The organism is Ideonella sp. FW305-24 (genome assembly GCF_058788035.1).
This window is the reverse complement of sequence record NZ_JBYTAI010000013.1, coordinates 55304-77560: the sequence shown is the minus strand read 5'-3', so window position 1 is coordinate 77560 and position 22257 is coordinate 55304. Positions and strand designations below refer to the sequence as shown.

Below are 22257 nucleotides of genomic sequence, written 5' to 3'. Positions count from 1 at the left end.
TGTGATGAGCAACCCCAAGCCTGACGACTACATCCTGCAGTTGGAGAACATCAGCAAGTACTTCGGCGCCGTGATCGCGCTGAGCGACATCACGCTGCGCCTGCGCCGCGGCGAGGTGCACTGCCTGCTGGGCGACAACGGTGCCGGCAAGAGCACGCTGATCAAGACCCTGGCCGGCGTGTTCACGCCCGAGAAGGGCCAGTACCTGGTCAATGGCCAGCCGGTGCGCTTTCGCTCGCCGCGCGAGGCGCTGGACGCTGGCATCGCCACCGTCTACCAGGACCTGGCGCTGGTGCCGCTGATGAGCGTCTCGCGCAACTTCTTCATGGGCCGCGAGCCGGTCAGGAAACTCCTGGGCGTGCTGCCGGTGATGGACCACGCCCAGGCCGCCCGCATCGCCGCCCAGGAGCTGGCCGCCATGGGCATTCGCGTGCGAGACGCGGACCAGATGGTGGGCCAGATGTCCGGCGGCGAAAAGCAATGCCTGGCGATTGCCCGGGCCATCCACTTCGGCGCCCATGTGCTGATCCTGGACGAACCCACCGCGGCGCTGGGCGTCAAGCAAAGCGTCAACGTGCTCAAGCTGATCCACCGGGCCCGCGAGCGCGGCATCTCGGTGATCTTCATCACCCACAACGTCAACCACGCCTACCCGGTGGCCGACAGCTTCACGCTGCTCAACCGCGGCCAGTCCATGGGCAGCTTCGCCAAGCGTGATGTCAGCAAGGCGGAGGTGCTGGACATGATGGCCGGCGGCGCGGAGATGCAGAAGATGATGGCCGAGCTGGAAGGCGTGACGATCTGATGGACACCCCCGCCATGTACCTCACCCCCAACACCCACCCAGGCCCGCAGCTGGCCATTCCCGGCGGCCGCCGCCACGACCTGGCCTGCCTGGGCCGGCTGGCCGTGGACCTGTATGCCCAGCAGGTGGGCTGCCCGCTGGAAGACGCCAGCAGCTTTGCCAAATACCTGGGCGGCAGCTCGGCCAACATCGCCTTCGGCGCCGCCAGGCTGGGCCTGCGCAGCGCCATGATCTCCCGCGTGGGCAATGAGCAGATGGGCCGCTTCCTGCTGCAGACCCTGCAGCGCGAGGGCTGCGACACCCGCATGGTGCAGGTCGACCCGGAGCGCCTGACCGGCCTGGTGCTGCTGGGCCTGAAGGACCGCGACACCTTCCCGCTGCTCTTCTACCGCGAGAACTGCGCCGACATGGCACTGCAGGCCGAGGGCATCTCGGAGGACTTCATCGCCCAGTGCCGGGCGCTGTTGATCACCGGCACCCACCTCTCGCAGCCCACGGTGCGCGCGGCCTCCAGCGCCGCGCTGGCCCATGCCGGCCGGCACGGCACGCTGCGCGTGCTGGACATCGACTACCGGCCGGTGCTGTGGGGCCTCACCGCCCGCGGCGAGGGCCAGAACCGCTACGTGGCCGATGCCGCCGTAAGCGCCAGCCTGCAGGCCCTGCTGCCGCAGTTCGAGCTGCTGATCGGCACCGAAGAGGAGTTCATGATTGCCGGTGGCGTGCCGGGCGATCTGATGGGCTCGCTGCGCCGGGTGCGGGCGCTGACGCCGGCGGCCATGGTGGTCAAGCGCGGCCCTCTGGGCTGCAGCTATGTGCCAGGCGAGGTGCCCGCACGGCTGGACGATGCGCTGACGGTGCAGGGCGAGCGCGTGGAAGTGCTCAATGTGCTGGGCGCGGGCGACGCCTTCGCCGCCGGCTTGATGACTGGCCTGCTGCGCGGCCAGGGCTTTGCCGAGGCTGCCACGCTGGCCAATGCCTGCGGCGCGCTGGTCGTGTCGCGCCATGCCTGCGCGCCGGCCATGCCCACGCCGGCCGAGCTGGCGCACTGGTTCAGCGGCCGGCGCCTGCCCAGGGTCGATGCCGACGCGCAGCTGGCCCACCTGCACCGCAGCACCGCCGCCCGGCCGCAGTGGCCCGAGCTGAACGTGATGGCTTTTGACCACCGCAGCCAGTTCCTGGACCTGGCCCGCGAGGCTGGCGCTGACCCGGCCCGGCTGCCGCTGCTCAAGCAGCTGCTGGTGCAGGCGGCCGAGCAGGTCGCCCACAGCCACGGGCTGCAAGGCCGCGTGGGCGTGCTGATCGACGCCGACTTCGGCGCCCCCGCGCTGCACGCCGCCACCGGCCGCGGCTGGTGGGTGGGCCGGCCGGTGGAGCTGCCCGGCTCGCGCCCGCTGCGCTTTGACGGCACCGCCTCCATCGGCTCCGAGCTGGCAGGCTGGCCACGCGAGCAGGTGGTCAAGTGCCTGGTGCATTACCACCCGGATGACGCGGTGGACCTGCGGCTGGAACAGGAGGCCCGGGTGCGCGAGCTCTGGCAGGCCACCCGCGCCAGCGGCCACGAGCTGCTGCTGGAGCTGATCCCGCCGCGCGCGCTGACGCCAGAGGGCTCGGCCGACCAGGCGGTGCTGCGCTCGGTGCAGCGCTTCTACAACCTGGGCTTCCAGCCCGAATGGTGGAAGCTGGCGCCCATGCAGCAGGCCGGCTGGCAGCAGCTGGCCGCGCTGGTCGAGGCGCGCGACCCGCAGTGCCGCGGCGTGGTGATCCTGGGGCTGAACCAGCCGCTTGCCAGCCTGGTGGCCGGCTTTGCGCAGGCCACGCATCCCATCGTCAAAGGCTTCATGGTGGGCCGCACGCTGTGGGCCGGCCCTAGCCAACGCTGGCTGGCCGGGCAGATCGGGGACGCCGAGCTGGTCCACCAGGCGGCCGACAACTTCGCCCAGCTGGTGGACGCCTGGCGTGCCAGCCGCCCCGGCGCGCGGGTCCACGATGTTCAGGAGGCTGCATGATGGGCAACACGATCAGGCTCACCATGGCCCAGGCGCTGGTGCGCCACCTGGCCGCCCTGCGCATCGAGGCGCCAGACGGTTCGCTGCAGCCCTTCTGCGGCGGCGTGTGGTCCATCTTCGGCCACGGCAATGTGGCCGGGCTGGGCGAAGCCTTGTGGCAGCAGCGCGCCGAGCTGCCCACGCTGCGGGCCCACAACGAACAGGCCATGGCGCACGCCGCGATCGCCTATGCCAAGGCGAATTTCCGCCGCCGCATCATGGCCGTCACCAGCTCCATCGGCCCCGGTGCCACCAACCTCGTCACTGCCGCCGCGCTGGCCCATGTGAACCGGCTGCCGGTGCTGCTGCTGCCCGGCGACACCTTTGCCTCGCGCGCGCCGGACCCGGTGCTGCAGCAACTGGAAGACCCGCAGGCCGGCGACCTCTCCGTCAACGACTGCTTCCGGCCCGTTACCCGCTACTTCGACCGCATCGTGCGGCCCGCCCAGCTGCTCAGTGCGTTGCCCCGCGCGGTGCAGGTGATGACGGACCCGGCCCTGTGCGGTCCCGTCTGCCTGGCGCTGCCGCAGGACGTGCAGACCGAGGCCTTCGACTGTCCGGAAGACTTCCTGCACCCCGCGCCGCTGCGCCTGCGCCGGCCGCCGCCCGATGAAGCCGAGTTTGCGCAGGCGCTGGCCCTGCTGCGCCAGGCCCGCCGGCCGCTCATCGTGGCCGGCGGTGGCGTGCTCTACAGCGGCGCCTGCGAGGTGCTGGCCCGGCTGGCCGAGCAGCGCGGCATCCCGGTGGCCGAAACCCAGGCCGGCAAAGGCAGCCTGGCCTGGGACCATCCGCTGAACCTGGGCGCCATAGGCGTCACCGGCTCGCCTGCTGCCAACGCGCTGGCCCGCGAGGCCGATGTGGTGCTGGCCGTGGGCACCCGGCTGCAGGACTTCACCACCGGCTCGCACTCGCTGTTTGCGCAGGCCCGTCTGCTCAGCCTCAACGTGGCGCCGCTGGACGCCCAGAAGTGGCATGGCCAGGCCCTGGTGGCCGATGCGCAGGTGGCGCTGGCCCGGCTGGAACAGGAAGCCGGCTGGCGCGCCGAGCCGGCCTGGCGCGAGCGCGCCACCCACGCCGCTGCCGCCTGGCGCCAGCGGGTGGACGCACTGACCACCGCTACGCCGGAACCTGGCACGCTGCCGTATGACGCCGAGGTGATCGGCGCCGTGCGCGACTCGGCTGCCGACTCGCCCGGCGGCGACGTGGTGGTCTGCGCTGCCGGCACGCTGCCGGCCGAGCTGCACAAGCTCTGGCGCAGCGGCCGCCCCGGCGGCTACCACATGGAGTATGGCTACTCCTGCATGGGCTACGAGATTGCCGGCGGGCTGGGCGTGAAGCTGGCCCGGCCGGAGGCCGAGGTGGTGGTGATGGTGGGCGATGGCTCCTACCTGATGATGAACTCCGAGATCGCCACCTCGGTGATGCTGGGCCGCAAGCTGCTCATCGTGGTGCTGGACAACCGCGGCTTCGGCTGCATCCAGCGCCTGCAGACGGCCACCGGTGGCGAGCGCTTCAACAACCTGCTGGCCGACTGCGTGGCCGAAGGCGGGCAGGACGTGGCCATCGACTTCGCCGCCCATGCCCGCAGCCTGGGCGCCGAGGCGGTGCATGTGGACAGCCTGGCCGCGCTCAAGCCCGCGCTGAAGCGCGCTCGCGCCGCGCAGCGCACCCAGGTCATCGTGATAGCCACCACCCACCGCCGCACCACCGACGACGGCGGCTGCTGGTGGGAAGTGGCCGTGCCCGAGGTTTCGGCCCGCGCCGAGGTGCAGGCCGCGCACAGCGCGCTGCAAGCCGCCAAGGCCGCGCAGCGCCCCTGAGATTCGCCCTTTTTCCATTCCTTATTTCTGCCCCCCCGGAGACATCGGCATGCAGCCCACCCCCTGGAACGTCCGCATCGGCATCAACCCGATTTCATGGAGCAACGACGACCTGCCCGAGCTGGGCGGCGAAACCCCGCTGGAGACCGCACTGCGCGAAGGCGCAGCCATTGGCTACCAGGGCTTCGAGCTGGGCAACAAGTTCCCGCAAGCGCCCGAGGCCCTGGCCGCCAAGCTGGCCGAATTCGGCGTGGCCTGCGTCAGCGGCTGGTACTCCGGCCGTTTGGCCGAAGGCCCGCTGGACGACGAGATCGCCAACTGCCATGCCCACATGCACAAGCTGCAGCACAACGGCTGCAAGGTGGTGGTCTATGGCGAAGTGGCAGGCAGCATCCAGGGCCGCATCGACACCCCGCTGGCCCGCCGCCCGCGCTTCACGAACGAGGCCCAGTGGCGCGCCTACGGCCAGCGCCTGAACGCCTTCGGCGAGCACCTGCAAGCCGCCTACGGCCTGACGCTGGCCTACCACCACCACATGGGCGCCTATGTGGAGTCGCCCGAAGACGTTGCGCAGCTGATGGCCGTGACCCAGGCACCGCAGGTGGGCCTGCTGTTCGACACCGGCCACGCCTTCTATGGCGGCGCCAGCGACCCCGCCGCGCTGCTGCGCCAGCACGTCAGCCGCGTGGTGCATGTGCACTGCAAGGACGTGCGGCCCCAGGTCATCGCCCAGGCCCGCAACGAAGGCTGGAGCTTTCTTACCGGCGTGCTCAATGGCACCTTCACCGTGCCCGGCGACGGCGTGATCGATTTCGACGCCGTGCTGCAGACCCTGCACGCCGCCGGCTACCAAGGCTGGCTGGTGGTGGAAGCCGAGCAGGACCCCGCCGTCGCCCCCAGCGAGCCCTATGCCCGCAAGGGCTACGAGACGCTGCGCCGCTGCATCGCCACAGCCACCGCCAGCGGAGTCACCGGATGACCAGCCCCCTGCTGGTCAAGGCCAACCCTGAGGGCCGGGAGATCGTCACCGTCACGCCCGAGCGCGCCGGCTGGCGCCACGTGGGCTTCCAGGCCCTGCGGCTCGCGCCCGGCGAAGCCGAGAGCCTGGCCACCGGGGCGCGTGAGCTCTGCCTGGTGGTGCTGAGCGGGCAGGTCGATGTGCAGGTGATCGAGCCAGCCGCGCAGGCCGGTGAGGCCGCCGGTCACCGCAGCCATGAATTCCGGGCGCTGGGAACGCGGGCCGATGTGTTCGAACCGGTCTCTCCGGCCGCCGTCTATGTGCCGCCGAACTGCCAGGTGGTGGTGCGGGCAAGCACGGCTGCGGAAGTGGCGCTGTGCAGCGCGCCGGGCGATGCCCAGCCGCGCCAGGTGCGCCTGATCGATCCTGCCGGCATGCGCCGCAGCACCCGTGGCCAAGGCAGCAACACCCGCTACGTCTGCGACATCCTGCCGCACGACGATCCCACCGCCGCCCACCTGCTGGTGGTGGAAGTCATCACCCCGCCCGGCCACTCCTCCAGCTACCCCCCGCACAAGCACGACGCCGAGCAGCCGCCGCTGGAAACCCAGCTGGAGGAAACCTACTACCACCGCCTCAACCCCCCGCAAGGCTTCGCCTTCCAGCGCGTCTACACCGACGACCGCAGCCTGGACGAAGCCTGCGCCGTGGAGGACCACGACGTGGTGATGGTCCCCCGCGGCTACCACCCCGTCGTCGCCCCGCACGGCTACGAGCTCTACTACCTCAACGTCATGGCCGGCCCCCAACGCCTCTGGGTCTTCCGCAATGACCCGGTGCATGAATGGATGTTGAAGGGGTGACGCGGCAGGCCACGGCGGAGTGGCCCTGCGCCGAAGGCAGCTGCGCCCGCGCAGTCGATGCCGGCCCGGCTGAGCTTTGCTGTCCTCGCCTGTCTTGCAGCGGCCGCCGCCGCGTTGGCCTCTGCCTCTGTCTCTGGCCAGCCAGGCTGGGGACCAGCGCGCCGACCGGCTGCCGGTTCATTTCGTCTGCTTCGCACCGGACGCGAGTGAGCGTCAGGCTGCTGCTGCCTTTGCCCCCAGCGTTGCCATGTCGATCACGAAGCGGTACTTCACATCGCTCTTGAGCATGCGCTCGTAGGCGGTGTTGATGTCCTGCATCGCGATCATCTCGATGTCCGAGACGATGTTGTGCTCGGCGCAGAAGTCCAGCATCTCCTGCGTTTCGCGGATGCCGCCGATCAGCGAGCCGCCCAGGCGGCGGCGCTTGAAGATCAGGCCGAAGACGTTGGGCGCCGGGTGGGCGTGCTCGGGCGCGCCGACCAGCGTCATCGTGCAGTCGCGCTTGAGCAGGGCGATGAACGGGTCCAGGTCGTGCTGGGCGGCCACGGTATTGAGGATGAAGTCGAAGGAGTTCTGGTGCGCGGCCATGGCGGCCGGGTCCTTGGAGATCACGACCTCGGCCGCGCCCAGGCGCTTGGCGTCCTCGATCTTGCTCGGCGAGGTGGTGAACAGCACCACGTGCGCGCCCATCGCCGCGGCGATCTTCACCGCCATGTGGCCGAGGCCACCCAGGCCGACCACGCCCACCTTCTGGCCCTTGCCCACGCCCCACTGGCGCAGAGGAGAGTAGGTGGTGATGCCGGCGCACAGCAGCGGCGAGACGGCTGCCAGGTCCTTCTCCGCATGGCTGATCTTCAGCACGAACTTCTGCTTCACGACGATGCGGCTTGCGTAGCCGCCAAAGGTGTTTTCGCCGCCGAAGACTGGGCCGTTGTAGGTGCCGGTGAAGCCGTTTTCGCAGTATTGCTCCAGGCCTTCGCCGCAGGAGGCGCAGTGCTGGCAGCTGTCCACCATGCAGCCCACGCCGGCCATGTCGCCGAGCTTGAACTTCGTGACGTTGGCACCGACTGCGCTGACCCGGCCGACGATCTCGTGGCCGGGCACCGTCGGGTACAGCGTGTTCTTCCATTCGTTGCGCGCCGTGTGCAGGTCCGAGTGGCAGACGCCGCAGTAGAGGATGTCGATCTGCACGTCGTCCAGCCCGGGCGGGCGGCGCTCGATGCTGAAAGGCGCAAGCGGGCCGGTGGCGCTCTGGGCGGCGTAGGCGAGGGTGGTCATGGGCAGAATTCCTGAGGTGCAGTGGCGGACGAACAGTGCAGTTTCGCTGTGGGCGACTGCGCTGTCCAAGGGCCGCACCCCGTGCAGGGTTTCCTGCGCTGACACATCGCGTTCATGCCCGACGTGCTAGCGCTGGGACGCCATTCCCGATGGGGCTGTCTCAGGCGCCGCCTGCCGGGCTGGGAGCGTACTTGTCGCCCACCCGTTCGCGCAGCGGATGCGTGTCGTAGACGATGTGCATCTGGGCGATGCGGGTACAGCCGGGGCGGAAGCTGAACACGTCCACGCAGGTGAAGTCGACCAGCCGGCCGTCGCTCAGCGTCCAGTCGTAGCGGAAGTAGGCCGCCACGCGCAGCGTGTCGTCGGCCAGCTGCACCGAGGCAAACAGGTCGATCAGCGTGATCACGCTCTGGCTGGAGGCCGAGGCCAGCTTGGGAAAAAAGTCCCGCGCGAGCATGGTGCCCAGGAAGGGCGAATGCACCAGGCCGTCGTCCTCGAAGCTGGCGATGAGGCCGGAGGTGTCGCTGGCATGCAGGTAGCGCAGGTAGCTGCGCACGGTGTTCAAGGCGATGTCGCTCACGGTGTGCTCCAGGAATGTGGTTCGGTGCCGTGATGGTTTCAGGCGGCGGGTCGGTGGGCAAGCCAGAATGGCGGCTGATCCATCAACGACATTTATGAATCTGCGATACCTGCATTACCTTCGGCTGGTCATCGCGCATGGCAGCTTCGCCGCGGCCGCGCAGGCCGCCGGGGTCTCGCAGCCAGCTGTCAGCCACGGCATGCGGCAACTGCAGCGGCATTTCGGTGCGCCTTTGTTCACGCGGTCCGGGCGCGTACTGGTACCGACCGAGGTGGCGCTGCATGCGGCGTCCCGCAGCACCGACATCGCCGAGCAGTTGACGGCGCTGACGCAGGCCACCCGACCTGCTGCCAAGCGTGACCTGCTGCGTGTTGGCCTCACGCCTTCGGCAGCGCTGGTGTGCGGCCCGGCCCTGTACGCGCTCTGGTGCGACGGCCGGCCGTCGCGGCGGCTGGACCTGGCCAGCACCGACGAAGGCCGGCTGCTGGCGCGCCTGTCCGCTGGCGAGCTCGACCTGGTGATCTCACCCCGGCCGCGCGCTTGGGCCGGCGCCGGCCTGGCCTGCGAAGCGCTGTACCAGATCACCCCGCAGGCCTACGCGCGCCGCGATCACCCGTTGGCGAAAGCGCGTTCGCTTGCCGAGTTGCAGTTCGCTCCCTGGGCCATCGTCGGCCCCAGCGTCGCCGGGCCGGTGGACGTGCTGCACGAAGCCTTCGCCGTGCGCCGCATGCCACCACCGCGCGTGGCCGCGTCTTGCCCCGACTACGCCTCGCTGCTGCAACTGATGACCCACGCCGACCTGCTCGCCGTGCTGCCTCACCCGGCCCTGCTGGCCAGCAGCCCACCCGGCCAGATCGTCCCGCTGCGCCTGCAGGAAGCGTTGCCGCGCTATGAGATGCACTTGTTTGCACCCACGCGCACCCGCCGTCGCTGGGGACCGGTGCTCGCTGCATTGCGCCAGGGTCTGGCCGTGACGGATGAGGAAGCGAATGCATCGCTGTCGGTGCCAGGATGACGCATGGAGAATGAGGTCATGCAAGCGCAGCCCGCAGTGCCCATGGAATTCCTCCGTTTCAACGCTCCCGATGCTGACGCACTGGCGCTCGACATCGAAGAAACCCGCGCCAAGCTTGCGGCGGCGCGGCTGGCCGGGGACACGCTTGCCGCGGTCGAACACGCTGCCGACCTCGGCAGCATGCTGACCACCGCGAGGCGAGAGCGCGAAGCCCTTGCGCTGCTGCAGGCGATGCTGGCAGAGACCGAAGCGCAGACCGCGCACGAGCCCGCTGGCTGGTTCTTGAATGCCTACGCGACAGTGCTGCAATACAGCGGCCGGCGCGATGAAGCTGACGTCGTGTTTACCAAGGCCCTGGCTTTGTGTCGGCTCAATGGCTGGTCACGACTTCAGTCTTTTGTGCTGCAGCACCGGGGGCGAAGCCTGGTGGAGCAGCAGCGTTTCGACGAGGCGCAGGCCTGCTTTACCGAGGCGCTGGACCTGCGGGTTCAGTTGAACGACCCCCGCCAGGCCTCCACGCGAAGAGCCTTGGAGGCGTTGGCGGAACTGCGGGCACGACGCGCATGAGCCGATACAACATCCACAGCAATGAAGGCGAATTCCAGCCGGGGTCTGGCGATCAGGTGCTGCGCAATCTCGTGGACATCAATTCGCCCGCCGACATGGATGAGCTGGAGCTTGGACTGCTCGGACAGCTGTACGAGGCCGTGTTGGTGCAGCAGTTGCCAGACAGGCGCTTGTTGGTCGAGGATCTGAAGACCTGGCACCGGCTTTGGCTGGGGAATGTCTACGCATGGGCGGGACAGGAGCGCTCGGTGAACCTGAGCAAAGGCGATTTCCTGTTTGCACCCGCAGTGCAGGTGCCGCGGCTGCTCGCAGTTTTCGAAAAGGACTGCCTGTTGCGCTGGACGCCCTGCCACGATTTGACGGAGCAGGCGCTGATCGAGGCCATCGCGGTGATCCCATGTTGAATTCATCCTGATCCACCCCTTCCGGGAGGGAAATGGACGCTTGTCACGCCTGCTGGCGGACGTGATGGCAGCACAGGCCAGGCGCGGTCCGCTGGACTACAGCAGTTGGGAAGCCGACAAGGCGGCGTACATCGGGGCCATCCATGCCGGGCTTGCCGGCAACTACGACCCGATGCGCCGCTGCGTGGCCGCGGCCATGGGCAGCAGCGAGGCAGATCTCAGCGGGCCAGCGTGATGTGAGCGAAACGCTGCGAGGGCTTGCGCAGCTTCTCTTCCAGCACGGCGACGCTCTGCCCCGTTTCCACTGCGGTGGAACTGGCCACGGCCCGGCGCACTGCCTGAGGGCTGGGCTTCTTGCGGGGCTTCGGGGAGGGCTTGGGAAGCGAAGACATGGTGTCAGAGGAGTTTAGCCAAGTCGCGCCCGCCGCGGTGGAATGACGCACTTGGTCGAAGGTTCAACCCGTCACCGCCCAGCAAGCCACATCCTGCTCGCCACGTCGCTCCAGCGGCGGCATTGCCTTTGCGCATTGGTCGAACGCCAGCGGGCAGCGGGTGCGGAAGGGGCAGCCGCTGGGGCGGTCGATGGGGGAGGGCAGTTCGCCCTTGAGGATGATGCGTTCGCGGCGCAGGGCCGGGTCGACCGTGGGCGTGGCGGAGAGCAGGGCGCGGGTGTAGGGGTGGCGCGGGCTGTCGAAGACGGCGTCGCGCGGGCCGCGTTCGACGCAGCGGCCGAGGTACATCACCATCACCTCGTCGGCCACGTGGCGGACCACGCCGAGGTCGTGCGAGATGAAGATGTAGGCCACGCCGAGTTGCTGCTGCAGGTCGGCCAGCAGGTTCAGCACCTGGGCGCGGATGGACACGTCCAGCGCCGAGACCGGCTCGTCCAGCACCAGCACGCGCGGCTTGAGCATCAGCGCGCGGGCGATGGCGATGCGCTGGCGCTGGCCGCCGGAGAACATGTGCGGGTAGCGCTGGAAATGCTCCTCGCGCAGGCCGACCAGCTTCATCATCGCGCGGGCATCGGCCTCACGGGATTTGGCGTCGCCCTGGCCGTTGACCAGCAGCGGTTCGGTCAGTGCGTCGCCCACGGTCTGGCGCGGGTTCAGTGAGCCGTAGGGGTTCTGGAAGACGATCTGGATCTGGCGGCGCAGCGTGCGGCGCTGGGCCTCGTCGGCCTCGGTCACGTCGGTGCCGTCGATCAACAGTTGCCCGGCGGTGGGCGACTCGATCATGGTCAGCAGCCGTGCCAGCGTGGACTTGCCGCAGCCGGATTCGCCGACCACCGCCAGCGTTCGGCCGGCCTGCACCGAGAAGCTGACGCCGTCGAGTGCGTGCACCGTGGCCGGCGGCTTGAACAGGCCGCGGTTGACGGGGTAGAAGCGCTGCAGGTCGCGCGCCTCCAGGATGGAAGGGGTCGTCACAGCATTCATGCCGGCATCTCGTGAGGCACGCCGTGGTCCAGCGGGCGGAAGCACAGCGCGCGGCCCAGCGCCTCGGGGGCGGGGCCGGGGGCTGCGGCGCGGCAGCGTTCGTTGGCAAAGGCGCAGCGCGGCTCGAACAGGCAGCCGGGCGGGCGGTCACCCTGGCCGGGCACCATGCCGTCGATGGCTTCGAGGCGGCTGCCGGTGGCGCGCTCGGGCAGCGCGGCCAGCAGCGCGGCGGTGTACGGGTGGTGCGGGTCCTGGAACAGCGCATCGGCGTTTTGCGTCTCGACCGGGCGGCCGGCGTATTGCACGACCACGCGGTCGGCCGCTTCGGCGACCACGCCCAGGTCGTGCGTGATCAGCACCAGCGCCATGCCGGTCTCGCGGCGCAGGCGCTGCAGCAGGTCCATGATCTGGGCCTGGATGGTGACGTCCAGCGCGGTGGTCGGCTCGTCGGCAATCAGCAGGCGCGGCTTGCAGGCCAGCGCCATCGCGATCATCACGCGCTGGCACATGCCGCCGGAGAGCTGGTGCGGGAAGGCGCGGGCGCGGCGCTGCGGGTCGGGAATGCCGACAAGGTCCAACAGCTCGATCACGCGGGCCTTGCGCGCGGCGCGGTCCAGCTCGGTGTGCGCGGCCAGCGCTTCGGCAATTTGCCAGCCGACCGTGAAGCAGGGGTTCAGCGAGCTCATCGGCTCCTGGAACACCATCGCCACGTCCTTGCCGATGAGGGTGCGGCGCTGCCTGGGCGTGAGCTTGAGCAGGTCCTGGCCGTCGAACACCATGCGCTCAGCGGTGATGGTGGCCGTCCACGGCAGCAGGCCCATGATGGCCAGCATCGCGACCGACTTGCCCGAGCCCGATTCGCCGACGATGGCCAGCAGCTCGTTGGGCGCGACCTGCAGGTTCACGCCATCGACCGCGCGGAAGGCGCCGCCGCGGGTGGCGAAGCTGACGGTCAGGCCCTGGATGTCGAGTAAAGGAGTCATGACAACCCCTCGTCCGACGAATACGTCGACCGATCCCCCGAGGGGATGCGGGCCGGCTTGGGAGCGGCCCGGCGCTCGGCCCGCTCCGCGCATTGAACGACGTGGTTCATCCTCAGGACCTCCGCATCTTCGGATCAAGGGCATCGCGCACGCCGTCGCCTGCCAGGTTGATCGAGACCACGGTGATCAGGATCGCCAGGCCGGGCAGCGTGACCAGCCACGGCTCGGAGCGGATGAATTCGCGCGCGTCGGCCAGCATCGTGCCCCACTCTGCGGTGGGCGGCTGAGCGCCCAGGCCGAGGAAGCCAAGCGCGGCGGCTTCGAGGATGGCATCCGACACGCCGAGCGCGGCCTGCACGATCAGCGGCGCCAGGCAGTTCGGCAGCACGGTCTTGAACATCAGGCGCCACTTGCCCACGCCGGCCACGCGGGCGGCGGTGACGTAGTCCTTGCCCAGCTCGGTCTGCGCCGAGGCGCGCAGCAGCCGCACGTAGCGCGGCAGGTAGACGATGGTCACCGCCACGATGGTGTTGATCAGGCTGGGGCCGAGCACCGCCACGACCAGGATGGCCAGCACCAGGCTGGGCACCGCCATGATCAGGTCCATCACGCGGGTGATCACCACGTCCACCGTCTGGCCGAGCTTGCCGTCGAACGAGACGCAGGCCAGGCCCAGCAGCACGCCAATGACAAAGGACACGCCCATCACCGACAGGCCGATGAACAGCGAGATGCGCGCGCCGAAGATCAGCCGTGTGAGCATGTCGCGGCCCAGGCTGTCGGTGCCCAGCAGGAACTGCCGGCTGCCGCCTTCGGCCCAGGCGGGCGCGGCGCGCACGGCTTCGCGGAACTGCTGGTCTGGCGCGTAGGGCGCCACCCATTCGGCGAACACCGCGAGCAGCACGACCACCACGACGATCACCAGGCCCAGCATCGCGCCGCGGTTTTCGGAGAAGGACAGCCAGAACTGGCGCGCGGCCGAGGGCGGCGCGCTGGTCTTGGCAACAGGAGAAACAGCCATTTCAGCCATGACGAATTCGCGGGTTGATCAGGCCGTAAGTCAGGTCGACCACAAGGTTCACCAGGATCACCACGCCGGAGATCAGCATCACGCCGCCCTGCAGCGCGGGGTAGTCGCGGCGGGCGATGGACTCGATCAGCCACTTGCCGATGCCGGGCCACGAGAAGATGGTCTCGGTTAGCACGGCGCCAGCCATCAGCGCGCCGACCTGCAGGCCGATCACGGTGACCACCGGGATCAGCGCATTGCGCAGCGCATGCAGCCCGACCACGCGCCAGGCCGACAGGCCCTTGGCGCGCGCGGTGCGCACATAGTCCTCGTTCAGCACTTCCAGCATCGCAGAGCGCGTCATGCGGGCAATGACGGCCAGCGGCACCGTGCCCAGCACGATGCCCGGCAGCACCAGGTGGTGCAGTGCGTCCAGCACCGCGCCTGGCTGGCCGGAGAGCCAGGCATCGATCACCATGAAGCCGGTGACCGGCTCAAAGTAGAAGTTGATCAGGTCGATGCGGCCGGAGACTGGCGTCAGGCCCCAGCGCTCGCCGACGAACATGATCAGCAGCAAGCCCCACCAGAAGATGGGCATGGAGTAGCCGGTGACCGACAGGCCCATCAGCGTCTGGTCGAAGATGGTGCCGCGCTTGGCTGCCGCGATGGTGCCGGCCGGCAGGCCGATCAGCGCGGCGAACAGCATCGCGAAGAGGCTCAGCTCCAGCGTGGCCGGGAACAGCGCAAGGAACTCGGTCAGCACCTTCTGGTTGGTCGCCAGCGAGGTGCCGAAGTCGCCGTGCAGCAGCTGCACGAAGTAGTCCCAGAACTGCTTCCAGATCGGCTGGTCCAGCCCCAGCTCATGGCGGAAGAAGGCCAGCCGCTCGGCACTGATGCCGCGCTCGCCAACCCGCACTTCCACAGGGTCGCCCGGCACCAGCCGGATGGCCACGAAGGTGACGAACATCAGGGCGATGAAGGTCGGCACCGTGAGCGCCAGCCGGCGCCAGAGAAAACGGAACATGCGTGCGTTTGCTTTTGGGTCTTACCAGACGTCGCTGCGTGTTAGCAGGAACCAGTTGCCGCGGGTCAGCTGGTAGACGCTGACGGCACCATAACGCTGTTCGCCGTCGGCACCAAAGCGCATGCTGCTGGTCACCGGGGCCAGCGGATCGAGGGTCTTCAGCGTTTCGACCAGGGTCTTGCCGTCCACGCTGTGCGACTTGCGGATGGCCGACATCAGCACATGCACGGCGTCATACGCATAGTGCGCAGCGTAGACCGGGTCGTGCTTGAACTCGGTGCGGAAGTTGTTCAGGAAGATCTTGCCGCCGAGGAATTCGCCGGCCGCGACGATGGGCGAGGTGGCGTAGATGTTGCCGATCTCGGGGTTGATCTTGAGCAGGCCTTCGGTCTTGATGGTGTCGCCACCGACGATGCTGATGTTGTGCAGGCCGGCGGCGAGCAGCTGGTCGGCCAGCGCAATGGTCTGGAAGTCGGCCAGCGTGGTGACCAGCACATCCACCTTGTTGTCCTTGATGCCGGCCACCAGCTTGGCGAACTCGGTGGTCTTGTCGTCCAGCGACATGGTCAGGCCAACGGTCTTGTTGCGCGTCTTCAACTGGCCCAGGGCCAACTCGGCCAAGCCCTTGCCGTAAGGCGTCGCGTCGTCAACCACCGCGTAGACGTGCTGGCCCGGCAGCTGGGCGGCAAACGAGCCCATGGCCTTGGACTGCAACGCGTCGCTGGCGACCAGGCGGAAGGTCGTCGGCAGGCCCATCTTGGTGTATTCGGGCTTGGTCGAGATGGCCAGCTGCGGGATCATCTTCTCGGCGTACAGCGGGGCTGCCGCCATGCTCACGCCGGAATTCAGGTGCCCGATCACGGCGACCACGCCCGCGTCGATCAGCGTCTTGGCAGCCTGCTTGCCGGCCTCGGCGTCGGCCTTGTCGTCGGCGGCCACGACTTCCAGCTTGATTGTCTTGCCGTCGATCTTGAAGCCTTCCTTGTTCAGCTCCTCGACCGCCATCTTCGTGCCGTCCAGCATGTCCTGCCCCAGGTCCTTCAGCGGGCCGGACAGCGGTTGGGCGACGCCGATCTTGATCGTGTCGGGCAGCGGGTGGCACGCGCTCAGCATGCCGGCCAGGCACAGCGTGGCCAGGACCGCCAGGGAAGGAAGACGACGGAGGTTCATTGTGGGCTGCGGTGGGTGGGTAAAACCGTGGCGCTGCCGCGCTGCGTGGGCGCGGCGATGCGCGCCGGCCGGGTACTTGGGCGCCCCCAGACCTGCCGCTTCGCGTCAGGCCCCCCGAGGGGGTCAAGAAAACTCGGGAACGGCCCTTCGTTTTCTTGAGAGCTGGGTGCGTCGGCCGGCCGGGCGGGCTCGCTTTACTTCAGCGAGACGCCGTTGAATTCATGCGTGTTGAACGGGCTCTGCTTGTAGCCCGTGACCTGCTTGCGCATCACCTCGTAGACCACCGAGTGGGCGATCTTGAAGTCCGGCGCCTCCTCGTGTTCGATGACCTGCATTTCCTTGTACAGCTTGGTGCGCTCCTTCATGTCCGCGGTGGCGCGGGCCTTCAGCAGCTTCTCGTCGAAGGGCTTGAAGCACCACTTCGAGAGGTTCTGGCCACCGGGGCGGGCGGCGTCGCAGCCGTGCAGGAAGAAGAAATTGTCGGGGTCGCCGTTGTCGCCGTTCCAGCCCAGCATGCCGGTCTGGTGTTCGCCCTGCTGCAGGCGCTTGCGGTACTCGCCCCACTCGAACGTCACCAGCTTGGCATTCACGCCGATCTTGGCCAGGTCGGCCTGCATCATCTCGGCCACGCGCTTGGCGTTCGGGTTGTACGGGCGCTGCACCGGCATGTACCAGAGGTCCAGCTCGATGGGGGTCTTCACGCCGGCCTTGGCCAGCAGCGCCTTGGCCTTGGTGGGGTCGTACGGCCAGTCCTTGACCGCGTCGTTGTAGGCCGGAATGGTCGGCGGGATCAGGTTGACGGCCGGCGCGCCGGCACCGAGGTAGACGTCCTTCAGGATCGCCGCCTTGTCGATGGCCATCGTCAGCGCCTGCCGGACTTCCTTCTTGTCCAGTGGCGGCTTCTGGGTGTTGAAGGCCCAGTAGGCGATGTTCAGGCCGGGCTGGCTGATGACGTTCAGCGTGGCGTCCTTCTGCATCTCCGGCAGGTCGGCCGGACGCGGGTAGGCGCTCAGGTGGCATTCCCCGGCCTTGATCTTGGAGTAGCGCGCGGTCGGGTCGGTGGTGATGGCGTAGACCAAGTCGTCCACCTGAGCCTTCTCGCCGAAGTAGGCCTTGTTGGCCTTGTAGCGGATCACCGCGTCCTTCTGGTAAGTCACGAAGGAGAACGGGCCGGTGCCGACGGGGATCTGGTCGAACTGTTCCTTCTTGTTGGCCTTGGCCAGGAAGTCAGCGTATTCGGCCGAGTAGATGGCCGCGAAGTCCATCGCCAGGTTGGCCAGCATGGTCACGTTGGCCGTTTTCAGCGTCATCTTGACGGTGTAGTCGTCCAGCTTTTCCAGCGCGAGCAGGTCGTCCTTCAGGCCCATGTCGGCGAAGTAGTCGTACTTGCCGCCGGAGACCTTGGCATAGGGGTGGTCCGCTTTCCACTGGCGCTCGAAGCTCCAGAGCACGTCGTCTGCGTTGAAGTCGCGCGTGGGGGTGAAGCCGTTGACGCCGCTGTGGAACTTCACGCCCTTGCGCAGCTTGAAGGTGAAGACCTTGCCGTCGGGCGACACGGTCCAGCTCTCGGCCAGGCCGGGCTCGACGGTGGTGGTGCCGCGCGCAAAGTGCGTCAGCCGGTCATAGACGGGGCGGGCCGCGTCGAAGCTGGTGCCGGTGGTGTTCAGCGCCGGGGTGAAGTTCTCGGGCGAACCTTCGGAGCAATACACCAGGGTCTTGGCGCTGGCGGCGCTGCCGCAGGCGGCGAGCAGGGCCAGGGCGAGGGTGGACAGCAGCTGAGGGGCGGATGCACGCATGCAGGGGTCTCCGGGGGACGGGGTCACCGTCGCGAGAGTTGATCGGGTCGTCGGATGGACGGGGCGGCGTCAAGGCAGCGGATGGTACGGCCGGCAGCCTGACGCGCGGATTCTGGCTTGCTCGGGATTTTCCTCTAGCTTTGGCTCAACTCACCGACACCTTGGTCGACCTGTGCAGGCGAGCAAGTTTCAGGCCGGCATTCAGCCGGCGTTCAGGCAGATGATTCAGGCAGGGCCAGGGGCCAGTCGCTCGGCCGCTGGAAGGCCGGGTTGCGCAGTGCATGCACGAAGTGGTCGCGCCAGGCGCCGTCGATGAACAGGTAGTCCCGCGACAGCCCTTCCACCTCGAAGCCCAGCCGCGCCAGCACCGACAGGCTGGGCTTGTTCTCCGGCCGCACGGCCGCCTGCACCCGGTGCAGGTTGACCCGCGCCGAGAACATCTCGGCCAGCCCGGCCTGCAGCGCCTCGTGCATCAGGCCGCTGCCCTGGCTGGCTTCGTCCAGCGCATAACCCAGCATGCAGCTGTGGAAGGCGCCGCGGGCGACCTGGTTGAAATTCACGCTGCCAATCACCTGGGTTGGCGCCTCGCGCGGCAGCACCCAGTAGCGAAAGCCCTGGCCGGCCGAAAACGCGCTCAGCCCTTCCTGGATGCGCGCGGCCTGTGCTTCGGCGGTGAAGAACACCTCCGGCGTCGGCGGGTCCCAAGGCGCGAAGTGAGCACGGTTGCGTTGGTAGAACTCGGCCACGGCGTCGGCCAGCGCAGGGTCACCCGCGGTGAGCAGCAGGCGCGGCGTGGTCAGAATGGTTTTGGCGGCAGACAGCAGCATGGCCACCCAATCTATCCCAGATCGGGCGGCAGTCGCGAGACGCGAGCAGGGGCGTCTGTTCCCCGGCTGCCCCTCAGGCTGGCGCGCTCGCGGTGTCCAGCGCCTGGGCCAGCCGCGGCGCTTCTGGGCCGAAGGCGTAGACGTCCATGCCCATGTGGCCGAAGGTCACGCTGTCGTGCAGGCGCAGGCCGGTGGGCGCGTCGCCGGCAGCGCCGGCCGCCACGAACCAGGGCAGCAGGTGCTCGTCGGTCGGGTGCATGAAGGCGGCGTGCGGGGCCTGGCGGCGGTAGTCGGTCAGCGCGGCCCAGTCGGCAGCTTGGGCCTGCTGGTGGAACCAGCCGCGGAAGGCGGCGCTTTCCTCGCGCTCGGGCGCCTCCAGCGTGCGTGCGCCGCCGGCAAAAAGCCGCAGGTTGTGCGTGATCGCGCCGCTGCCCATCACCAGCACACCTTCAGCTGCGAGCGGTTGCAGTGCGTGGCCGAGCTGCAGCAGTTGTGCCGGCGTCCAGTTCGGCGGCCAGGCCAGCGGCAGGATGGGCACGTCGCCGTCCGGGTACATCGAGCGCAGCGGCGTCCAGATGCCGTGGTCCAGCCCGCCTTCGTCGACGACGTGCACGGGCACGCCAGCGTCCTTCAGCAGCGCTTGCACCCGCTGGGCCAGCGCCGGCGCGCCAGCGGCCGGGTAGCGCAGGTCGAACAGCGCCTGCGGGAAACCGCCGAAGTCGTGCACCGCTTCGTGCCGCGGTGCGGCCAGCAGCACCGGCTCGCGCGTCAGCGAGTGGGCGGAGACGGCCAGGATGGCTTTGGGCCGGCCGAAGGCGGCGTCGATGGCCGGGCCGAGCTGGGCCCAGAAGGCGCCAGCGGCGCCCGGTTCCAGGGCCGTCATCGGCGAGCCGTGGGAGATGTAGAGGCTGGGCAGGGTGTGCGACATGATGGCCTCATTGCAGCAGCCCCCACGGCCCTGGTCGTTCGATTGGCTTGCACGCAGCGTTCGACTTGGCTGGGAACGTTCGTGTACCGTGGCGGCCATGCCCGACACGTCACCCATCTTGCCCGCCGCTTCGGCCGCGGTTTCTCCGTCGATCTGGCGCCTCGCCGCGCGGCAGATGCTGCGCGACTTCGCTGCAGGTGAGCTGCGGCTGGTGCTGGTGGCCGTGGTGCTGGCGGTGGCGGCGCTCAGCGCGGTCGGCTTTTTTGCGGACCGGCTGCAGGCCGGCCTGAAGCGCGACGCGGCCCAGTTGCTGGGCGGCGACCTGGTGATCAACAGCGACCACCCGCTGCCTGCGGACTATGTGCAGCAGGCGCAGAAGCAAGGCCTGGTGGCGGCCCACACGGCACAGTTTCCCAGCATGGCCCGCGCGCCGGACAGCCTGGGCGGCGCCAGCCGGCTGGTGGCCGTGAAGGCCGTCAGCCAGGGCTACCCGCTGCGTGGCGCCTTGAGCCTGCAGCAAACTGCCAACGGTCCTGCCAAGCCCGGCCCCGGCATGCCGGCCGCTGGTGAGGTCTTCGTGGACCCGGCGCTGGCCGAGGCGCTGGCGCTGAAGGTGGGCGACCCGCTGCTGCTGGGCGACGCGCAGTTGCGCATTGCCGCGCTGATCGCGCTGGAGCCGGACCGCGGCACCGGCTTCCTCAGCTTCGCGCCACGCGTCATGCTCAACGAGGCGGACCTGCCGGCCACAGGCCTGGTGCAGCCGGCCAGCCGCATCACCTACCGCACGCTGCTGGTGGCACCGCTGGGCCAGGAAAAGGCGCTGGCGCCTTACATGGCCTGGGCCCAGCAGGCGCTGAAGGACCAGGGCCAGCGCGGCACGCGCGTCGAATCCCTGAACTCCGGCCGGCCCGAAATGCGGCAGACGCTGGACCGGGCCGACAAGTTCCTGAACCTGGTCGCCCTGCTGGCGGCGCTGCTGGCCGCGGTGGCGGTGGCGATTGCCGCGCGCGACTTCGCCCAGCGCCACCTGGACGACTGCGCGATGCTGCGCGTGCTCGGCCTGTCGCAGCGGCAGATCGCCGGCATCTACGCGATCGAGTTCGGCGCGCTGGCGGTGCTGGCCAGCCTGCTGGGCGTGCTGGCGGGCCTCGCGCTGCACGGGCTGTTCGTCAACCTGCTGGGCAGCCTGGTGCCGGCCACGCTGCCTCCGCCCGGCTGGGCGCCCGCCGCGTTTGGCATGGGCGTGGGCATCACGCTGATGCTGGGCTTTGGCCTGCCTCCCGTGCTGCAGTTGGCGCGCGTGCCGCCGCTGCGCGTCATCCGCCGCGAGCTGGGCAGCATCAAGCCGCTGTCGCTGGGCGTGCTGCTGGCGGCGGGCGGCGCGTTTGCCGCGCTGCTGATGGGCGTGGCGCGGGACTTGACGCTGGGCCTGATCGCGGTCGGCGGTTTTGCCGCCGCGGTCGGCGTGTTCGCGCTGCTGGCCTGGCTGTCGGTGCTGGCGTTGCGCCGGCTGGTGCCGGAGAGCCGTGCGCCGCGCTGGCTGGTGCTGGCCACGCGCCAGGTCGCGGCGCGGCCGGCCTTTGCGGTGCTGCAGGTCTCGTCGCTGGCCGTCGGCTTGATGGCGCTGGCGCTCTTGGTGCTGCTGCGCACCGACCTGATCAGCAGCTGGCGCCAGTCCACGCCGCCGGACGCACCGAACCGCTTTGTCATCAACATCGTGCCCGAGCAGGCCGACGCGTTCCGCCAGCAACTGGTCAACGAAGGCGTGACCGGCGGCGACTGGTACCCGATGGTGCGCGGCCGGCTGACGACGATCAACGGCGAACCCATTGCCCAGCGCCTGGCCCAGCGCGAGGACGCGCGCCGCTCGGTCGAGCGCGAACTGAACCTCAGCTATTCGGCCCAGATGCCGGCGCACAACCAGCTGGTCGCCGGGCAATGGCGAGCCGGCGAGGCCGACGGCCTCAGCGTCGAAGAAGGCCTGGCCAAGAGCCTGGGCCTGAAGCTGGGCGACGTGCTGCATTTCGACATTGGCGGCCAGCCGCGCGAAGGCAAGGTCACCAGCCTGCGCAAGGTGGACTGGACCTCGATGCGTGCCAACTTCTTCGTGATGTTCCCGGTCGCCGACATGCCGGACCTGCCCACCACCTTCATCTCCGCCTTCCGCGCCCCGGCCAAGCCCGGTTTCGACAACCGCCTGACGCACGAATTCCCGAACATCACCGCGATCGACATCTCGGCCACGCTGGCCCAGCTGCAGCAGGTGCTGGACCAGGTGATCCAGGCGGTGGAATACCTCTTCGTTTTCACCGTGGCCGCCGGCTTGGCCGTGCTGTTTGCCGCACTCAGCGCCACGCGCGAGCAACGGGCGCGGGAGTACGCCGTGATGCGCGCCTGCGGCGCGAGCGGCCGCCTGCTGGCTCAGGTGCAGCGGGCCGAGCTGCTGGGCGTGGGCGCGCTGGCGGGGGTGCTGGCCTCGCTCGGCGCGATGGCCGTCGGCTGGGCCCTGGCCCGCTTCGCCTTCGACTTCACCTGGACCGCAGCGCCCTGGGTCCCACTGGTCGGCTCGCTGGTCGGTGCCTTGCTGGCGTTGGCGGCGGGGTGGTGGGGGTTGAGGGAGTTGCTGCGGCGGCCGGTGATGGAGACCTTGAGACGGGCGGGGTTGCTTTGACTCGTCGGGGTCATCATTGGCCCCAAGCTCGAAGCATTCGAGTCTCAGGTTCGCCCGGCTGTGCTTTGACGTTGCAACGCG

General features: G+C 69.0%; 21 protein-coding genes. 10 read left to right on the top strand and 11 right to left on the bottom strand.

The window, feature by feature from the left end:
- The first annotated feature begins 4 nt into the window (after positions 1-4).
- From AC3WR5_RS26360 to iolB, 5 genes are read left to right on the top strand one after another with little or no spacing between them, the layout of a single operon-like run.
- Positions 5-805 carry an ATP-binding cassette domain-containing protein gene (locus AC3WR5_RS26360; protein WP_492488320.1) on the top strand — a complete coding sequence of 267 codons (801 nt, stop codon included), beginning with the start codon at positions 5-7 and terminating at the stop codon, positions 803-805.
- Positions 805-2811 (top strand): bifunctional 5-dehydro-2-deoxygluconokinase/5-dehydro-2-deoxyphosphogluconate aldolase, encoded by a 2007-nt coding sequence (locus tag AC3WR5_RS26355; RefSeq protein ID WP_492488318.1) that lies wholly within the window; start codon positions 805-807, stop codon positions 2809-2811. Before AC3WR5_RS26360 ends, AC3WR5_RS26355 begins: the two co-directional genes overlap by 1 nt.
- Positions 2811-4670 carry a 3D-(3,5/4)-trihydroxycyclohexane-1,2-dione acylhydrolase (decyclizing) gene (iolD, locus tag AC3WR5_RS26350; RefSeq protein WP_492488316.1) on the top strand — a complete coding sequence of 620 codons (1860 nt, stop codon included), beginning with the start codon at positions 2811-2813 and terminating at the stop codon, positions 4668-4670. The genes AC3WR5_RS26355 and iolD overlap by 1 nt, the downstream gene beginning before the upstream one ends.
- A gap of 49 nt (positions 4671-4719) precedes the next feature.
- Positions 4720-5649, top strand: coding sequence for a myo-inosose-2 dehydratase (gene iolE / locus AC3WR5_RS26345; RefSeq protein WP_141289483.1), 930 nt, complete (start codon positions 4720-4722; stop codon positions 5647-5649).
- Positions 5646-6491 (top strand): 5-deoxy-glucuronate isomerase, encoded by an 846-nt coding sequence (iolB, locus tag AC3WR5_RS26340; RefSeq protein WP_492488314.1) that lies wholly within the window; start codon positions 5646-5648, stop codon positions 6489-6491. The genes iolE and iolB overlap by 4 nt, the downstream gene beginning before the upstream one ends.
- A 213-nt stretch (positions 6492-6704) precedes the next feature.
- Here the strand turns inward: iolB and AC3WR5_RS26335 are convergent, their stop codons facing one another.
- Complete coding sequence (locus AC3WR5_RS26335; RefSeq protein WP_492488312.1) at positions 6705-7769, bottom strand: NAD(P)-dependent alcohol dehydrogenase; 1065 nt, start codon at positions 7767-7769, stop codon at positions 6705-6707.
- A gap of 160 nt (positions 7770-7929) precedes the next feature.
- Complete coding sequence (locus AC3WR5_RS26330) at positions 7930-8349, bottom strand: nuclear transport factor 2 family protein (RefSeq protein WP_492488310.1); 420 nt, start codon at positions 8347-8349, stop codon at positions 7930-7932.
- Between the two features lie 94 nt (positions 8350-8443).
- On the opposite strand from AC3WR5_RS26330, the gene AC3WR5_RS26325 reads away from it, so the two are divergent.
- From AC3WR5_RS26325 to AC3WR5_RS26310, 4 genes are read left to right on the top strand one after another with little or no spacing between them, the layout of a single operon-like run.
- Entirely contained in the window at positions 8444-9364 is a 921-nt protein-coding gene (locus AC3WR5_RS26325; RefSeq protein ID WP_492488308.1) for a LysR family transcriptional regulator, read from the top strand.
- A 36-nt stretch (positions 9365-9400) separates the two neighbouring features.
- On the top strand, positions 9401-9931 hold the full coding sequence (locus tag AC3WR5_RS26320; RefSeq protein WP_492488306.1) for a hypothetical protein: 531 nt from the start codon (positions 9401-9403) through the stop codon (positions 9929-9931).
- Entirely contained in the window at positions 9928-10335 is a 408-nt protein-coding gene (locus AC3WR5_RS26315; protein WP_492488304.1) for a hypothetical protein, read from the top strand. Before AC3WR5_RS26320 ends, AC3WR5_RS26315 begins: the two co-directional genes overlap by 4 nt.
- Positions 10336-10375: 40 nt before the next feature.
- The gene (locus tag AC3WR5_RS26310; RefSeq protein ID WP_492488302.1) at positions 10376-10570 is read left to right on the top strand and encodes a hypothetical protein; all 195 of its coding nucleotides are present in this window, start codon (positions 10376-10378) and stop codon (positions 10568-10570) included.
- On the opposite strand, the gene AC3WR5_RS26305 is transcribed toward AC3WR5_RS26310, so the two are convergent.
- The 9 genes from AC3WR5_RS26305 to AC3WR5_RS26265 form a co-directional block, all read right to left on the bottom strand.
- Complete coding sequence (locus AC3WR5_RS26305) at positions 10554-10727, bottom strand: hypothetical protein (RefSeq protein ID WP_492488300.1); 174 nt, start codon at positions 10725-10727, stop codon at positions 10554-10556. The genes AC3WR5_RS26310 and AC3WR5_RS26305 overlap by 17 nt on opposite strands.
- A 63-nt stretch (positions 10728-10790) precedes the next feature.
- Entirely contained in the window at positions 10791-11768 is a 978-nt protein-coding gene (locus tag AC3WR5_RS26300) for a dipeptide ABC transporter ATP-binding protein (protein ID WP_492488299.1), read from the bottom strand.
- Positions 11765-12751, bottom strand: coding sequence for an ABC transporter ATP-binding protein (locus AC3WR5_RS26295; RefSeq protein ID WP_492488297.1), 987 nt, complete (start codon positions 12749-12751; stop codon positions 11765-11767). Before AC3WR5_RS26295 ends, AC3WR5_RS26300 begins: the two co-directional genes overlap by 4 nt.
- A gap of 112 nt (positions 12752-12863) precedes the next feature.
- Positions 12864-13781: an ABC transporter permease subunit gene (locus AC3WR5_RS26290; RefSeq protein ID WP_492488296.1), complete on the bottom strand. Its 918-nt coding sequence runs from the start codon at positions 13779-13781 to the stop codon at positions 12864-12866.
- A complete protein-coding gene (locus AC3WR5_RS26285; protein ID WP_492488295.1) occupies positions 13774-14784 on the bottom strand; it encodes an ABC transporter permease subunit in 1011 nt (336 codons plus the stop codon). Before AC3WR5_RS26285 ends, AC3WR5_RS26290 begins: the two co-directional genes overlap by 8 nt.
- A gap of 21 nt (positions 14785-14805) precedes the next feature.
- Entirely contained in the window at positions 14806-15954 is a 1149-nt protein-coding gene (locus tag AC3WR5_RS26280) for a branched-chain amino acid ABC transporter substrate-binding protein (RefSeq protein WP_141288592.1), read from the bottom strand.
- Between the two features lie 194 nt (positions 15955-16148).
- Positions 16149-17750 (bottom strand): ABC transporter substrate-binding protein, encoded by a 1602-nt coding sequence (locus AC3WR5_RS26275; protein ID WP_141288593.1) that lies wholly within the window; start codon positions 17748-17750, stop codon positions 16149-16151.
- Positions 17751-17962: 212 nt separating this feature from the next.
- Positions 17963-18577: a GNAT family N-acetyltransferase gene (locus AC3WR5_RS26270; protein WP_170200935.1), complete on the bottom strand. Its 615-nt coding sequence runs from the start codon at positions 18575-18577 to the stop codon at positions 17963-17965.
- A gap of 73 nt (positions 18578-18650) precedes the next feature.
- Positions 18651-19505, bottom strand: coding sequence for a dioxygenase family protein (locus AC3WR5_RS26265; RefSeq protein WP_492488292.1), 855 nt, complete (start codon positions 19503-19505; stop codon positions 18651-18653).
- A 97-nt stretch (positions 19506-19602) separates the two neighbouring features.
- Here AC3WR5_RS26265 and AC3WR5_RS26260 point away from each other — a divergent pair, with 97 nt between their 5' ends.
- The gene (locus AC3WR5_RS26260) at positions 19603-22176 is read left to right on the top strand and encodes an ABC transporter permease (protein ID WP_492488291.1); all 2574 of its coding nucleotides are present in this window, start codon (positions 19603-19605) and stop codon (positions 22174-22176) included.
- The last annotated feature ends 81 nt before the right edge of the window (positions 22177-22257 follow it).